Source organism: Burkholderia aenigmatica, assembly GCF_048627025.1.
Taxonomy (GTDB): Bacteria; Pseudomonadota; Gammaproteobacteria; order Burkholderiales; family Burkholderiaceae; genus Burkholderia; species Burkholderia aenigmatica.
The window spans coordinates 1,437,277-1,451,110 of sequence record NZ_CP184469.1 but is presented as its reverse complement, the minus strand read 5'-3'; the positions used below and the strand labels follow the sequence as shown (position 1 = coordinate 1,451,110).

The window sequence follows — 13,834 nt, the reverse complement described above, 5'->3', positions numbered from 1 at the left end:
CGATGCAGTCGAGGTCCGGTGGAACGAATGCGATACGGCGTGCCGCGATCGCGGCGACCGACGTCGTGCTCGTGCTGGCAGGCGCGCTCGCGGCGCAGGCGGCGTCGGGCCTCGCGTGGCGCGAGCTGTCCGACGCGCAGCGCGGCGCGATCGCGCTGCTGTGCGTGCTGACCGTGGCATTGCTGCCGCGCTACCTGCGCACCGTGCGCGGCAGCGTGGCGCCGCAAGGCGGCACGCATGCGCTGACGCAGACGATGGTGGCGCTCGTCTGCGCCAGCGTGCTGACGGTGGCCGCCGCGACGTGGATCATGAACCGCGGCGGCACGGTCACGACACGCTGGATCGTGCGTACGGTGCTGGCCGGCGACGCCGCGCTGCTGCTCGGCCGCGCCGCGCTGCTGGCGCTCGCGCTGACGCGCGACGATCCGCGCGCGCGGCAGCGCCGTGTCGCGGTGGTCGGTGCAACCGCGTACGGGCGTGTCGCGGTCGAGCGGATGCAACTCGCGCCGCAGGGTCCGTTCGTGGCGGTGTGCGTCTTCGATGACGATGCGCAGGCAGCCTCCGGCGGTATCGGCGGCGTGCCGGTGATCGACGACTGGAACGCGTTGCGCGACCTGATTCGCGGCGGCGAGATCGACGAGGTCTGGCTCACGCTGCCGATGTCGCACGAGTGGCGGATCCAGCGCATCGTCCGCGAGTTGCGCGACGAGTTCGTGGAACTGCGGCTGCTGCCCGACGTGCGCCAGATGGCCGTGGTCGATCGCTCGGCGACCGACGTGCTCGGCATGCCGGCGATCAATCTCGCGACCACGCCGCGCTCGGCGCCGGAGCTGTGGGCGAAGTTCGCGTTCGACCGGCTGTTCGCGTTCGGCGTGCTGATTCCGTTGCTGCCGCTGCTGTCGCTGCTGGCGATCGCGGTCAAGCTGTCGTCGCCGGGGCCCGTGCTGTTCAGGCAGCGCCGCAAGGGCGTCGACGGCCGCGAGTTCGACATCCTGAAGTTCCGGACGATGCGCGTGCATCGCGACCAGCCTGGCGTCGTACGGCAGGCGTCGCGCAACGATTCGCGCATCACGCGCGTCGGCGCGTTCCTGCGGCGCACGTCGCTCGACGAACTGCCGCAGTTCTTCAACGTGCTGTTCGGGCAGATGTCGGTCGTCGGCCCGCGTCCGCATGCGATCGAACACGACGATTTCTACCGGCAACTGATCGACTGCTACATGTATCGCTATCGCGTGCGGCCCGGCATCACCGGATGGGCACAGGTGAACGGCTATCGTGGCGAGACGCGCAAGGTCGAGGCGATGGAAGCGCGCGTGAAGTTCGATCTGTTCTACATGCAGAACTGGAGCTTCTGGTTCGACATCAAGATCATCCTGTTGACGGTCGTGCGCGGCTTCATCGGGCGCAACGCGTTCTGACCGGCGGCCGGGCATTCCGTCAACGGCGAATTCGAGTGCGGCGTGCCATCGCGCTTGCCCGCCGCGCGTGCCGTGCTCCATATCGCGGCGCGCGGCGGCGGGAACGCGCGTCAGCGCATCACGAACGCGTCGGGATAGGCCGAGCGCTCGGCGGTATCCCTGACGCACGCTTGCGCGATGTCGAGCACGTCGCGCACGGCCGGATTGTTCTTCAGCGCATGCTGGTGAACGAGGTAGAAATTGAACCACTGGCTCGAATCGAACGGACGCGCAACCAGTTCGCGGTTCGCGCACAGGTCGGCAGCGGTCAGCGCATTGAGCAGACTGACGCCGTCGGTGAGCCGGATGACTTCGCCGAGCGAACTCATGCTGACGCGCAATTCGTAGCCGAGCCGCCGGCGATCGCTTGAGTCGTCGTAGATCAGATGGTCGGACTGGATCGGCTTGATGTACTGCTGATCGGCAAGATCGTCGTAGGTCAGCAGCTTGCGCGCGGCAAGCCGGTTTTTGCGTGTCAGCAGCGCGACCATCTTCGCGCCGAACACCGGCACGAAGATCAGGCCGGGTTCGTGGATCTCGTAGGACACGATCGCGAGGTCGAGGCGACCGCCTTCCACATCCGAGATGAGCCGTCCGCTCGCGGCGACGTCGAGCGCGACACCCGTGCCGTCATGCGCCTGCGCATACTGCTGCGCGAGCCGGGGCCCGAAGCTGTGGCACAGCCCCGGCGCGCAACCGATGCGCAGCGACGCGACGCCGTTGTCCTGCAACAGCGAAATTTCCTCTTCGATGCGATTCAGCCGGTCGAGCAACTGCACGGCCTCGTCGAGCATGTAGCGGCCGGCCGGCGAGATCTGCAGGCGCTGGTTCTCGCGCGCGAACAGCCGGATGCGCAGGCTGTCCTCCAGCCTCGCGAGGGCATGACTGACTGCCGACTGCGTGATGCCCAGTTGAACGGCCGCTTGCCGTGTGGAGCCGGCCGTGGCGATCGCATGGAAGATTTCGATGTCGCGCAGGCTGAAGTCGCTCCGCATGTTCGCTCCGGTCAATCAATTGATTAAAAAAGATCATATATTGACCGAAAAATAATTCAAAGCGAGACTGCGATCCAGTCAAACAACAGGCCGGTTCCTTTTGCTGTAATGGCTTTCGAGCTGTCGGCAGATGATGAATCAAATCGGTCACTCATCTTACGGAGACACTTTCAGCGCCGTTGCGCCGCCGCGCAGCGCGCTGTCCGCCATGCCATGTTCGATTTCCATCTCGTGTTCAAGTACCTGCCGATGCTGTTCGAAGCGGCCGCCGTGACGGTGGAGCTGACACTGCTCGCCACCGTATTCGGCCTGGTCATCGGCCTTGGCGCCGCGCTCGGCCGACTGTCGCGCCATCGTGTGCTGCGTGATGCCACGAGCGCCTACATCTGGCTGATCCGCTCGACGCCGCTGCTCGTGCAGCTCTTCATCATCTATTTCGGGCTGCCGCAGTTCGGCATCGAGCTGTCGCCGTTCACGTCCGGCGTGATCGGTCTGGCGCTCAACGTCGGCGCCTACAACGCGGAGACGATTCGTGCGGGCATCCTCGCCATTCCGCACGGGCAGATCGAGGCGTCCCGGTCGCTCGGCTTTGGCGCTGCGCGCACGATGCGGCTCGTCGTGCTGCCCCAGGCGCTCAAGCTGATCGTGCCGCCGCTCGGCAACAACCTGATCATTCTCACCAAGGACACGTCGCTCGTGTCGACCATTACGCTCGCGGAGCTGTTCATGCGCACGCAGCAACTGGTCGGCGCGACCTTCAAGCCATTCGAACTCTATTTCGCGTGCGCCATGATCTATGCATTGCTGACCACCGGTACGAGCATGGCGCTGCGCCAGCTCGAACAGCGTCTGATCCTGAAGGGAGGTCGCGCATGAACGGGGCCCAGCCGCAGATCGTCCTGCGCGACATCCACAAGACCTATGGCGCACTCGAGGTGTTGAAAGGCATATCACTCGAGGTCCGCAAGGGCGAGGTGGTCGTGCTGATTGGCCCGAGCGGATCGGGAAAGAGCACGCTGCTGCGTTGCGTGAATCATCTCGAGACGCCGACGCGGGGCGAGGTGAGGGTGCTCGGCAGTCTCGTCAACGATCCTGCCCGCGGACACGGTGCCCAGGAGCGTTACCTGAATACGATGCGGATGAAGGTCGGCATGGTGTTTCAGCATTTCAACCTGTTCCCGCACCTGACCGTGCTCGAAAACCTGACGCTCGCGCCGATGCAGCTGCTCGGCATGGCGGCCGCGCAGGCACGCGACGAAGCGAGGGAACTGCTCGACAAGGTCGGCGTGCTCGACAAGCAGGATGTGTATCCGGGCAATCTGTCCGGTGGCCAGAAGCAGCGCGTCGCGATTGCACGGGCGCTGGTCCTCAAGCCCGACGCCATGCTGTTCGACGAACCGACGTCGGCACTCGACCCCGAGATGGTCGGCGGCGTGCTGGCGGTCATGGAGCGGCTGGCAAAGGCCGGCATGACGATGATGGTCGTCACGCACGAGATGCGGTTCGCGGAGCGCGTGGCGGATCGCGTCGTCTTCATGGCCGACGGCCGGATCGTCGAGGACGGCTGCCCGTCCGAGATCTTTCATCGGCCGTCGCACGAACGGACCCAGGCGTTCCTCGCCGACATCCGGTGAGTGCGCGCGACATCGAATCACCCTACGCAACCCGAAAAGGACGTCAATGAGCGACCATCTCCTTTATCAGTCTGCCGTGCAGCTGCCGACCATCGCGCGCGCCGAAGGCATCTACGCATGGGACACGGACGGCAATCGTCACATCGACGCGTGTTCCGGCGCCATCGTGGCCCAGTTGGGACACGGCCATCCGGCCATCCGCGACGCGATGCTCGCGCAGCTCGACAAGGTCGCGTTCTCGTACCGCACACAGTTCGAGAACCAGCCCGCCGTGGATCTCGCGGAGAAGCTCGTCGGCCTCGCCGGCGGCCGTTTCGATCGCGTGTTCTTCTCCAGTGGCGGCTCGGAGTCCGTCGAATCGGCATTGAAGCTCGCACGCCAGTACTGGGTATGCCGCGGCGAGCCGGCGCGCAGCGTGTTCATCGCGCGTCAGCCGTCCTATCACGGCTCGACGATGGGCGCGCTCGCGATGACGAGCTACACGCCGCTTACCCGGCCGTTCGAGCCGATGATCCAGCTTTATCCGAAGGTGGCTTCGCCGACGCAGTATCGCGTGCCTGCCGGGAAGACTGCGGAACAGCATGCGCTCGATTGTGCGGACGAACTCGACGCGGCGATTCGCGAAGTCGGCGCCGAACGGGTGGCCGCCTTCGTCGCGGAGCCGATCGGCGGCGCGAGCACGGGCGCCGAAGTGCCGCACGATGCGTATTTCACGCGTATCCGCGAAATTTGCTCGCGGCACGGGATCCTGCTGATTCTTGACGAAGTGATGACGGGTATCGGCCGCACGGGGCGCTGGTTCGGCTTTCAGCACTGGAACGTCGACGCCGACATCCTGTGTGTTGCGAAGGGGCTCGGCGCCGGGTACTACCCGACGTCGGCGATCGTCACCCGGGCCGAGCTGACCGCCCCGATCCTGGCGTCGGGTGGATTCCAGCACGGCTATACCTATGCCGGCAATCCGCTCGCGAGCGCGACGGCGCTGGCCGTGATCGACGTGATCGAACGCGAGGGGCTGGTGGAGAACGCGGCCGTGACCGGCGACTACCTGCGCGACCTGCTCGACGATCTCGCGACGCGGCACGACTTCATCGGCGACGTGCGCGGACGCGGCTTTCTGCAGGCGATCGAGTACGTCTCGGATCGCGACGCGAAAACCCCGTTCGACCCGGCGCTCCGGTTCGGCGAGCAGGTGACGCGCGCCGCGCGTGAACAGGGCGTGATCGTCTACCCGCGCAAGTCGTTGATGGGCGAAACCGGCGACCATACGCTGATCGCACCGCCGCTGATCACGACGCGCGCGCAATGCGACGAGATCGTCGAGCGGCTCGACCGGGCATTCCGGACGCTCGGGCGATGAGGGATTCACGCATGGACAAGCGCATGCAACTGGCCGACGCGGTCGCACCGATCCCGGACGGCGCGTCGATCATGGTCGGCGGTTTCGGGTCGCCGGGCACGCCGTTCTCGCTGCTCGCCGAGTTGCAACGTCAAGGCAAGCGCGATCTGACGATCATCAAGAACGACGCGAACCAGGACAACTACGGCGTGTCGCGACTGATCGAGGCCGGTGTCGTGCGGCGGCTGCTGACGACGCATCTCGGCTTGAGCGGCCCCGCGCGGCGCGCATACCTGTCCGGCGCGCTGCAGGTCGAATTCTTTTCGCAAGGGTTGTTCGCCGAACGCATTCGCTGTGCGGGCGTCGGCCTGCCTGGCGTCGTGACCGACATCGAACTGCCGCCCGAACTCGGCGTGACGCGCGAGACGATTTCGGTTGACGGGCGGACGCTGTATTTCGAATCCGCGCTGCATGCGGATTTCGCTCTGCTTCGCGCCGACCGGGCCGATCCCAGCGGCAATCTGCGCTATCGCGGTGCGGCGCGCAACTTTTCGCCGCTGATGGCGATGGCCGCGGAGCGGGTGCTGGTCGAGGCACGCGTCGTCGACGCGACACCCATGGCACCCGACGACATCCATACGCCGGGCATTCACGTGCACGGCCTCATCCAGATCGACGGAGACAGCGATGAATACCAGCCCATCCAGCGCTGACCCGCGCCACGTGATCGCGCGCCGGGCCGCGCGCGAGGTGGCGCGTGGGCAACTGATCAACCTCGGCATCGGCCTGCCGACCCTGATTCCGTCGTATCTCGGCGATCCGCCCGCCGCCTGGATCCACTCGGAGAACGGCATCGTCGGCGTCGGTGCGCTGGCGCGCGCGGCCGATCTCGACCGCGAGTTGATCGATGCCGGCGGCGGCTACGTGTCGGTCGTGCCGGGCGGCGCGATCGTGGACAGCGCCGAGTCGTTCGGCATGATCCGGCGCGGGCTGGTCGACATCACGTTCCTGGGCGCGTTGCAGGTGTCGGCCTACGGCGACCTCGCGAACTGGCTCGTGCCGGGCGGCCTCGTGGCCGGTATCGGCGGCGGCGCGGAACTCGCGCAGAAGGCGCGCCGCGTGATCGTGACGATGCCGCACACCGACAAGAATGGCCGGCCGAAGATCGTCGAGCACTGTACGTTGCCGCTCACGGCCCGGCGCCGTGTCGCGATGGTGATCACCGAACACGCGGTATTCCGGTGCGACGCGGACGGGCTGACGCTGGTCGAGCGACTGGGGTCGATGAGCGTGGCGGACATCCGGAACCTGACCGATGCCGACTTCACCGTTGCCAGGGAGGCCGCATGACGTATACCGATCGCGACGCATGGATCGTCGGATATGCACGGACGCCGATCGGGCGTGCGTTTCGCGGCGCGTTCAACGACACGACGTCGCCGACCCTGGCGGCCCTGTCGTTACGCGCCGCGGTGGCGCGCAGCGGTCTCGATCCGGAACGGATCGACGACGTGATGCTCGGCTGCGCATTGCCGGAAGGCACGCAGTATTACAACGTCGGCCGGATGGCGGCGCTGGCGGCGGATCTGCCCGTCAGCGTAGCGGGCATGACGGTCGACCGGCAATGCGCGTCGGGACTGATGGCGGTGGCCATGGCGTCGGCGCGAATCGCCGGTGGCGAAGCCGACGCGATTCTGGCGGGTGGCGTCGAATCGATCAGCCTCGTCCAGAACGCGAACATGAATCGCTATCGTCAGCAGGACGAACAGTTGCTGGCCCGACACGCCGATGCCTATATGCCGATGGTCGAGACGGCGGATGTGGTCGCGAGTCGATATCGCGTGTCACGTCGCGCACAGGACGACTACGCGGCGCTCAGCCAGCATCGTGCGGCGCATGCGGCCCAAGCGGGCTGGCTGCGCGACGAAATCGTCGCGGTCGATGTGCGCAAGCTCGAGCGGGACAAGGCGAGCGGCGACAGCGTGCCGCGCACGCTGCGCGTGAGCGAAGACGAGTGCAGGCGCCCCGGTACGTCGGCCGACGCGCTGGCCGCGCTCGATGCTGTGCGTGACGGGGGCACCGTGACGGCCGGCAATGCCTGTGCGCTCGCGGACGGTTCGGCCGCCTGCGCGGTCGTATCCGGTGCGATGCTGCGGACGCTGGACACCCCGCCGCTCGGACGCATGATCGCGTGCGCGGTCGCCGGCTGCCGGCCCGACGAGATGGGCGTGGGCCCCGTGCCGGCCGTCCACAAGCTGCTCGCGCGCACGGGGCTGTCTGCTGCCGATATCGACCTGTGGGAACTCAACGAAGCGTTCGCATCGCAGGTCGTGCATTGCGTCGATGCGCTCGGACTGTCGTATGAAACCGTCAATGTCAACGGCGGAAGCATAGCGCTCGGTCATCCGTATGGGATGACCGGCGTGCGGATGGTCGGGCATGCGTTGCTCGAAGGGGCGCGGCGTGGCGTACGCCGTGTCGTCGTCACGATGTGCATCGGCGGCGGGCAGGGCGCCGCCGCGTTGTTCGAGGTCGCGCACCGCGAGTGACCGCGCGATGCCACGTCGAACGCCTCGATGCGTTCGATTCACGATCAAATCGACATTCTGGAGACTGGAAATGACTTTGATGCAACGATTGACGAGGGTGGCCTGCGCGGCGCTCATCGGTGCCGCGAGCATCGCGGCGCACGCCGACGATCTCGACAGGGTCCGGCAGACCGGCAACCTGACGTTCGCGCTGACCGGCAAGTATCCGCCCTTCAGCTTCATCGACGAGTCGGGCAAGCTGACCGGCTTCGACGTCGATATCGGCAACCGCGTCGCGAACCGGCTTGGCGCGAAGCCGGTCCCGGTCATGACCGCGTGGGACGGCATCGTCGGCGGGTTGCTGGCCGGCAAGTACGACGCCGTGATCGGGAGCCTGGCCATCACCGACGAGCGGTTGAAGGCCGTGGATTTCACGCGGTCGTACTATCGTTCGGGCGCGCAACTCTTCGTGCCGAAGGGCAGCACGGTGCAGGACATCGGGCAGCTGAAGGGCAAGGTGATCGGTGTCACGCTCGGCGAGACGTACGAGGCGTGGCTGCGCAAGAATCGGCCCGACGTGCAGGTGAAGACCTACAAGGGGCTGCCCGACATCCTGATCGACTTGCAGAACCGCCGTATCGAAGGATTCGTGACGGACCGCATCGCGGGCATCCTGACGATACGCGACAAGCATGTCGACGCGAAGCCGGCCGGGCCGCTGCTGTATCCGGAGAAGATGGGGATCGCGGTGCGCAAGGACAGCCCGAAACTGCTGGATGCGATCAACGCCGCGCTCGATACGATGCTCAAGGACGGCGAGTACGGGGCGATCAGCAAGCAGTGGCTCGGCGAGGACGTACGCTGAGCCCGCAGTCCACCCGGGTCGTGGCAAGCCGGCGGCGGGCGCGGCGTTCGCGCCTGCGCTCGCCATCGGCGGCGTTGCTTCGCCTGGCGATCGTGTCGTGATTTCGCGTCCGTCCCCAGTTTCACGAAACGCATGCCGAACGCTGCAGTGCACGCTGATTCCGGTCAACACATGCGTGTTCAATGGGTTTATCCTGCGTCGAATGCGTCCGGCACTTGTTGTCTCCGGCCGCAGATCCGGACACGGTGGCAGGCGGTGACGCCTGCCCGCCGCGCACCGGCGCGACACCGCGCGCCGCAATGCCCCGCGCGGAACCCGGAACAGGAGAGACGGCCATGGCGCTCGACCAACAACAACGGCAGACGCTGAAACAGCGGCTGAACGAGAGCGAGCAGACGTTGCGTGCGGAGATCCGCACGAGCGAAGACCAGCGTGCGTCGGAATCCTACGCAGACCTTGCCGGCGCGGCGCCGGACGAGGGCGACGAGGCGAATGCGGATCTGTTCGTCGACGTCGATCATGCGTTGATCGGCATGAAGCTGACCGAACTGCGCGCGATCGGTCGCGCCCAGCAGCGGATGCGCGACGGCAGCTACGGCGAATGCATCGACTGCGACGGCTCGGTCGGCTACGAGCGCCTGCTGGCGCGCCCGGCCGCCGAACGCTGCACGCATTGCCAGTCGATCTACGAGCGGCACTACGCCACGACGCCGCGCGCCTCCCTCTGATTCCGACGACGCGACCGCAACGGCGCTGCACGCGATGCGCGGCCGGCGTACGATGATGAACGGGCGCCCGGCGGCGTCAGCATGCGGCGCCGGGTGGGCAGACGCCGTCGCGCACGCGCGCGGCGCCATCCACGTGGAAGGGAGCCACGCCGATCATGCCGATCCACAATGCCGGGTGTGCGGCCGTGTTCGCCGAGATCGCCGACATGCTCGAGATCCAGGGCGCCAATCCGTTCCGGGTGCGTGCCTATCGCAACGCCGCACGGACGATTGCCGACTACGGGCGCGATATCTCGACGATGATCGCGAACGGCGACGATCTCGGGAAGATTCCGTCGATCGGGCCTGATCTCGCGTCGAAGCTGCGCGAGATCGCCGCGACCGGCACCTGCGAGCTGCAGCAAACGCTGCGCCACGCGTTGCCGGGCGCGATCGTCGAACTGCTCGACGTGCCGGGGCTCGGCGCGAAACGCGTGAAGGCGCTGCATGACGCACTGCACGTCGATTCGCTCGAGCAGCTTCGCGCGGAAGCGAAGAGCGGGCACGTGCGCGAGCTGCCGGGCTTCGGCGCGAAAACCGAAGCACATCTGCTCGAAGCGATCGACGACCGGCTGAAGCGCGACCCCCAACGCTTCCTGCTGCCGGATGCGGCGCATTCGCTGCTGCCGCTGCTCGAACGCCTGCGCGCGATCGCGGGCGTCGGCAAGGCCGTGCCGGCCGGCAGTTTCCGCCGCCGCCGCGAGACGGTCGGCGATCTCGACATCCTGGTCACCGCACGCGATCCGGTCACCGTCGCCGAAGCATTCGTCGGCTATGGCGAGGTGGCGCGCGTGCTGGCGCACGGCAAGACGAAGTCGAGCGTCGTGCTCGCCAGCGGGTTGCAGGTCGACCTGCGCGTCGTCGATGCCGATGCGTTCGGCGCGGCGCTCGTCTACTTCACCGGATCGAAGGCGCACAACATCGCGTTGCGCAGGATCGCGCAGGCCGGCGGGTTGAAGATCAACGAATACGGCGTGTTTCGCGGCGACGAACGGATCGCGGGCGCGACCGAGGCGTCGGTCTATGCGGCGATCGGGCTGCACGACGTGCCGCCCGAATTGCGCGAGGATCGCGGCGAGATTGACGCGGCGCGCGCGGGCACGCTGCCGGCGCTGGTCGAGCGCAAGCACGTCCACGGCGATCTGCATGCGCATACCGACGCATCGGCCGGCCGCAACAGCCTGCGCGCGATGGCCGATGCAGCACGCGCACGCGGGTTCGCGTACCTGGCCATCACCGACCGGGCGCCGCATGCCGGCGGCGGCCGCGACAGCTTCGACTGGCTGGCCCGGCAACTCGACGAGATCGATCGCGTCAATGCGTCGTTCGACGATTTCGTGCTGCTCAAGGGCGTGGAGGCCGGCATTCGCGAGGACGGCAGTCTCGATGTGCCCGATGCGCTGCTCGGCCGGCTCGATCTCGTGGTCGGTGCGGTACGCGACGGCTTCGCGCTGTCGCGCGACGCGCAGACCGCGCGCATGCTGCGCGCGATGGACCATCCGCATTTCACGATTCTCGCGCACCCGACCGGCCGCGTGCTCGGCGAGCGAGATGCATGCGAACTCGACGTGCCGCGCGTGATCGCGCACGCCGCGGCGCGCGGCTGCTTCGTCGAACTCGATGCACAGCCGCGGCGGCTCGACCTGCCGGACATCTGGTGCCGTGAGGCCGCGAAGGCCGGCGTGCCGGTGGCGATCGGCTCGGATGCGTGCAGCACGGACGAACTCGACAATCTCGCGTACGGCGTCGATCAGGCGCGGCGCGGCTGGCTCACGCGGCCCGACGTGCTGAACACGCGCACGCTTGCGCAGTTGAGGCCGCTGCTTGCACGCACGATGGGGGCGGACGGCGCGTCGAAGCGCAGCGGCGCGAAGGGCGCGTGAACGCGGCCGGCGGCGCGTGCCGCCAGCCATCAGCCATGCGTGAACGCGGTCACGTCATGCCAGCACGTCGGCCGCCGGCACATAGGGCAGGCCGAGCGCCAGCGCGACCGCTTCGTACGTGATGTGTCCGTCGCACACGTTCAACCCCGCGCGCAGATGCGGATCGTCGGTCATCGCCTGCTTCCAGCCCTTGTCGGCGAGCGCGAGCGCAGCCCCAAGTGTCGCGTTGTTCAGCGCGAAGGTCGACGTGCGCGCGACTGCGCCGGGCATGTTCGCGACGCAGTAGTGCACGACGCCGTCGACGACGAAGGTCGGGTCCGCATGCGTCGTCGCATGCGAGGTCTCGAAGCATCCACCCTGGTCGATCGCGACGTCGACGACGACCGCCCCGGTACGCATCGTCGCAATCATGTCGCGCGTGACGAGCCGCGGCGCCGACGCGCCCGGCACGAGCACCGCGCCGATCACGACATCGGCATCGCGCACGGCTTCGTCGATCGTGTGCGCATTCGAGCAGACGGTCGTGATCCGGTTGGCGAACACGAGGTCGAGCTGGCGCAGCCGGTTCACGTTGGTGTCGAGCACGGTGACGCGTGCGCCGAGGCCGACCGCCATCTGCAGCGCGCCGGTGCCCACCACGCCCGCGCCGAGCACGACGACGTGCGCGGCCGGCACGCCGGGCACACCGGCCATCAGCAGGCCGCGCCCGCCACGCGGGCTTTCGAGGTGGGTCGCCGCGACCTGGATCGACATGCGCCCGGCCACCTCGCTCATCGGCGCCAGCAGCGGCAGGCCGCCGCCCGGGCCCGTCACGGTTTCGTAGGCGATGCAGACGGCGCCGGACTTCACGAGCGCGGCCGCCTGTTCGGGATCGGGTGCGAGATGCAGGTACGTATAGAGGATCTGCCCGCGCCGCAACATCGCGCATTCCGCCGGCTGCGGCTCCTTGACCTTGATGATCATGTCGGCGCGCGCGAAGACTTCGTCGGCGCCGTCGCAGAGCGATGCGCCCGCGGCCGTGTAGTCGTGGTCGAGCAGGCCGATCGCCGTGCCCGCGCCGCGCTGCACCAGTACGCGATGGCCGTGTCGTGTCAGTTCGTGCGCGCCGGCTGGCGTGAGGCCGACACGGTATTCGTGGTTCTTGATCTCTTTCGGCACACCGATCAGCATGAGTCGCCTCCATGGCCTTCGTTATCGTTGTCGTGCAGGTGCGCGATGCGGCGAACGATGCACGTGCGGCCGATCGCGCGGGGGCGTATCGATCGCAGTACTGGAATAACAGGGTAGTAGTGCGCGGAGGGAAGTCAAGCGGCCGGCCCGCGTGTGCCTGCGCGCGCACTGCATCGCAACATGCGTCGTGGCGGGTTGCGACCGGACGTCGCAATGCATGTGTCGCCGGGTTTCGGTATCGTCACGTGTGTCGCGGGCCGAGGCCGCGCGCCGGAACCTTGCCGGCAACACATCGAAATAACGACACAACGAGACGAGGACACTGACCGCCATGACCGGAGCGTATTTCATCGTGCCGACGCTTAGCGCAATCGCACTCATTCACGTCTACTGGGCGTTGGGCGGGCGGCGCGGCAAGGGAGCGGCCATTCCGGAGCAGGATGGCGTGCCGCTGCTGCGGCCGACCGCCATCGGCACGCTTGCCGTCGCGGCGGCGTTGCTGGGCGGCGCGTGCGTGGTCGCCGCGCGTGCCGGCTGGCTGGGGCTGAATCCGTATCACGGCGCGATCACGTTCGCGGTCGTTGCGCTCGCATTGATCTTCGCGGTGCGGGCCGTCGGCGATTTCCGTTACGTCGGCTTCTTCAAGCGGATTCGCGGGTCGCGTTTCGCGCGGATGGACTCGCTGTATTACTCGCCGCTTTGCGCGGCGCTGGCGCTGTCCATCGCATCGATGTTCTGGCCGTGGTGAGCGCGCGTCTCAGCGCGCAGGCGCAGCCCTCGCCATAAGGCATTCCACCGGTATGACGTCGGTCGGCCCTGCGCCGTTTTCGGCGACGAAGAGCATGATGGCGTTGCCGATGCATGCGCTTCACGTCCAAGTCGAGCATCACGGGCACGCCGTCGCGCGTGCCGATGGCCAGTGCTGTCCGGATTCCGGCGACAACTGCACGTGATGACGGGCGCCGGTCGTTCTTTCTTCCAGGTACGCATGACGCGCGGAGGCCATCAGGCCGCCATGCGAACCGGCTCCCTCGGATGCCCCATGTGGCTGGAAAGAGACAGCCTTCGGCCACGCTCGGCACACAACAATCCTCTGCCTGATACCGACATCGCCCGCTAATCGCGCGATCCTTGCACGTTCCGGCTTCCGGATTTTTCAATTGTTGCGATTTTCAATGCATTGAATTGCATTGACG

The 13,834-nt window shown here is 67.2% G+C and carries 13 protein-coding genes; 11 read left to right on the top strand and 2 right to left on the bottom strand.

Features of this window, described 5'->3' with window-relative positions; translation table 11 throughout:
- Nucleotides 1-2: 2 nt before the first annotated feature.
- Nucleotides 3-1,418 carry an undecaprenyl-phosphate glucose phosphotransferase gene (locus ACN8ZM_RS23565; RefSeq protein WP_420212536.1) on the top strand — a complete coding sequence of 472 codons (1,416 nt, stop codon included), beginning with the start codon at nucleotides 3-5 and terminating at the stop codon, nucleotides 1,416-1,418.
- A 110-nt stretch (nucleotides 1,419-1,528) separates the two neighbouring features.
- On the opposite strand, the gene ACN8ZM_RS23560 is transcribed toward ACN8ZM_RS23565, so the two are convergent.
- Complete coding sequence (locus tag ACN8ZM_RS23560; RefSeq protein ID WP_043183486.1) at nucleotides 1,529-2,452, bottom strand: LysR family transcriptional regulator; 924 nt, start codon at nucleotides 2,450-2,452, stop codon at nucleotides 1,529-1,531.
- A gap of 213 nt (nucleotides 2,453-2,665) precedes the next feature.
- Between ACN8ZM_RS23560 and ACN8ZM_RS23555 the strand changes: the two genes are divergently transcribed.
- From ACN8ZM_RS23555 to polX, 9 genes are all read left to right on the top strand, one after another.
- Nucleotides 2,666-3,328 (top strand): amino acid ABC transporter permease, encoded by a 663-nt coding sequence (locus ACN8ZM_RS23555; protein WP_043183487.1) that lies wholly within the window; start codon nucleotides 2,666-2,668, stop codon nucleotides 3,326-3,328.
- Complete coding sequence (locus ACN8ZM_RS23550; RefSeq protein WP_205823124.1) at nucleotides 3,325-4,086, top strand: amino acid ABC transporter ATP-binding protein; 762 nt, start codon at nucleotides 3,325-3,327, stop codon at nucleotides 4,084-4,086. Before ACN8ZM_RS23555 ends, ACN8ZM_RS23550 begins: the two co-directional genes overlap by 4 nt.
- A gap of 46 nt (nucleotides 4,087-4,132) precedes the next feature.
- Complete coding sequence (locus ACN8ZM_RS23545) at nucleotides 4,133-5,446, top strand: aspartate aminotransferase family protein (protein ID WP_420212535.1); 1,314 nt, start codon at nucleotides 4,133-4,135, stop codon at nucleotides 5,444-5,446.
- 11 nt (nucleotides 5,447-5,457) lie between these two features.
- Complete coding sequence (locus ACN8ZM_RS23540) at nucleotides 5,458-6,138, top strand: CoA transferase subunit A (RefSeq protein WP_420212534.1); 681 nt, start codon at nucleotides 5,458-5,460, stop codon at nucleotides 6,136-6,138.
- Nucleotides 6,113-6,775 (top strand): 3-oxoacid CoA-transferase subunit B, encoded by a 663-nt coding sequence (locus ACN8ZM_RS23535; RefSeq protein ID WP_420212533.1) that lies wholly within the window; start codon nucleotides 6,113-6,115, stop codon nucleotides 6,773-6,775. The genes ACN8ZM_RS23540 and ACN8ZM_RS23535 overlap by 26 nt, the downstream gene beginning before the upstream one ends.
- A complete protein-coding gene (locus ACN8ZM_RS23530) occupies nucleotides 6,772-7,974 on the top strand; it encodes an acetyl-CoA C-acyltransferase (protein WP_420212532.1) in 1,203 nt (400 codons plus the stop codon). Before ACN8ZM_RS23535 ends, ACN8ZM_RS23530 begins: the two co-directional genes overlap by 4 nt.
- A gap of 70 nt (nucleotides 7,975-8,044) precedes the next feature.
- The gene (locus tag ACN8ZM_RS23525; protein WP_230624333.1) at nucleotides 8,045-8,818 is read left to right on the top strand and encodes an ABC transporter substrate-binding protein; all 774 of its coding nucleotides are present in this window, start codon (nucleotides 8,045-8,047) and stop codon (nucleotides 8,816-8,818) included.
- Nucleotides 8,819-9,153: 335 nt separating this feature from the next.
- Nucleotides 9,154-9,546, top strand: a complete 393-nt coding sequence (locus ACN8ZM_RS23520) for a TraR/DksA family transcriptional regulator (protein ID WP_043183498.1) — start codon at nucleotides 9,154-9,156, stop codon at nucleotides 9,544-9,546.
- Between the two features lie 155 nt (nucleotides 9,547-9,701).
- The gene (polX, locus tag ACN8ZM_RS23515; protein WP_420212531.1) at nucleotides 9,702-11,468 is read left to right on the top strand and encodes a DNA polymerase/3'-5' exonuclease PolX; all 1,767 of its coding nucleotides are present in this window, start codon (nucleotides 9,702-9,704) and stop codon (nucleotides 11,466-11,468) included.
- A gap of 54 nt (nucleotides 11,469-11,522) precedes the next feature.
- Here polX and ald read toward each other — a convergent pair whose 3' ends face one another.
- Nucleotides 11,523-12,638, bottom strand: a complete 1,116-nt coding sequence (ald, locus tag ACN8ZM_RS23510; protein ID WP_043183500.1) for an alanine dehydrogenase — start codon at nucleotides 12,636-12,638, stop codon at nucleotides 11,523-11,525.
- A 331-nt stretch (nucleotides 12,639-12,969) separates the two neighbouring features.
- Here ald and ACN8ZM_RS23505 point away from each other — a divergent pair, with 331 nt between their 5' ends.
- Nucleotides 12,970-13,386 (top strand): DUF3995 domain-containing protein, encoded by a 417-nt coding sequence (locus ACN8ZM_RS23505; RefSeq protein WP_043183502.1) that lies wholly within the window; start codon nucleotides 12,970-12,972, stop codon nucleotides 13,384-13,386.
- Nucleotides 13,387-13,834: the final 448 nt, after the last annotated feature.

Coding starts and splice junctions, on each gene's coding strand:
- ACN8ZM_RS23505 (WP_043183502.1), top strand. CDS start 12,970: ATGACCGGAGCGTATTTCATCGTGCCGACGCTTAGCGCAATCGCACTC.
- ACN8ZM_RS23560 (WP_043183486.1), bottom strand. CDS start 2,452: ATGCGGAGCGACTTCAGCCTGCGCGACATCGAAATCTTCCATGCGATC.
- ACN8ZM_RS23520 (WP_043183498.1), top strand. CDS start 9,154: ATGGCGCTCGACCAACAACAACGGCAGACGCTGAAACAGCGGCTGAAC.
- ACN8ZM_RS23525 (WP_230624333.1), top strand. CDS start 8,045: ATGACTTTGATGCAACGATTGACGAGGGTGGCCTGCGCGGCGCTCATC.
- ACN8ZM_RS23565 (WP_420212536.1), top strand. CDS start 3: ATGCAGTCGAGGTCCGGTGGAACGAATGCGATACGGCGTGCCGCGATC.
- ACN8ZM_RS23535 (WP_420212533.1), top strand. CDS start 6,113: ATGAATACCAGCCCATCCAGCGCTGACCCGCGCCACGTGATCGCGCGC.
- ald (WP_043183500.1), bottom strand. CDS start 12,638: ATGCTGATCGGTGTGCCGAAAGAGATCAAGAACCACGAATACCGTGTC.
- polX (WP_420212531.1), top strand. CDS start 9,702: ATGCCGATCCACAATGCCGGGTGTGCGGCCGTGTTCGCCGAGATCGCC.
- ACN8ZM_RS23530 (WP_420212532.1), top strand. CDS start 6,772: ATGACGTATACCGATCGCGACGCATGGATCGTCGGATATGCACGGACG.
- ACN8ZM_RS23550 (WP_205823124.1), top strand. CDS start 3,325: ATGAACGGGGCCCAGCCGCAGATCGTCCTGCGCGACATCCACAAGACC.
- ACN8ZM_RS23555 (WP_043183487.1), top strand. CDS start 2,666: ATGTTCGATTTCCATCTCGTGTTCAAGTACCTGCCGATGCTGTTCGAA.
- ACN8ZM_RS23540 (WP_420212534.1), top strand. CDS start 5,458: ATGGACAAGCGCATGCAACTGGCCGACGCGGTCGCACCGATCCCGGAC.
- ACN8ZM_RS23545 (WP_420212535.1), top strand. CDS start 4,133: ATGAGCGACCATCTCCTTTATCAGTCTGCCGTGCAGCTGCCGACCATC.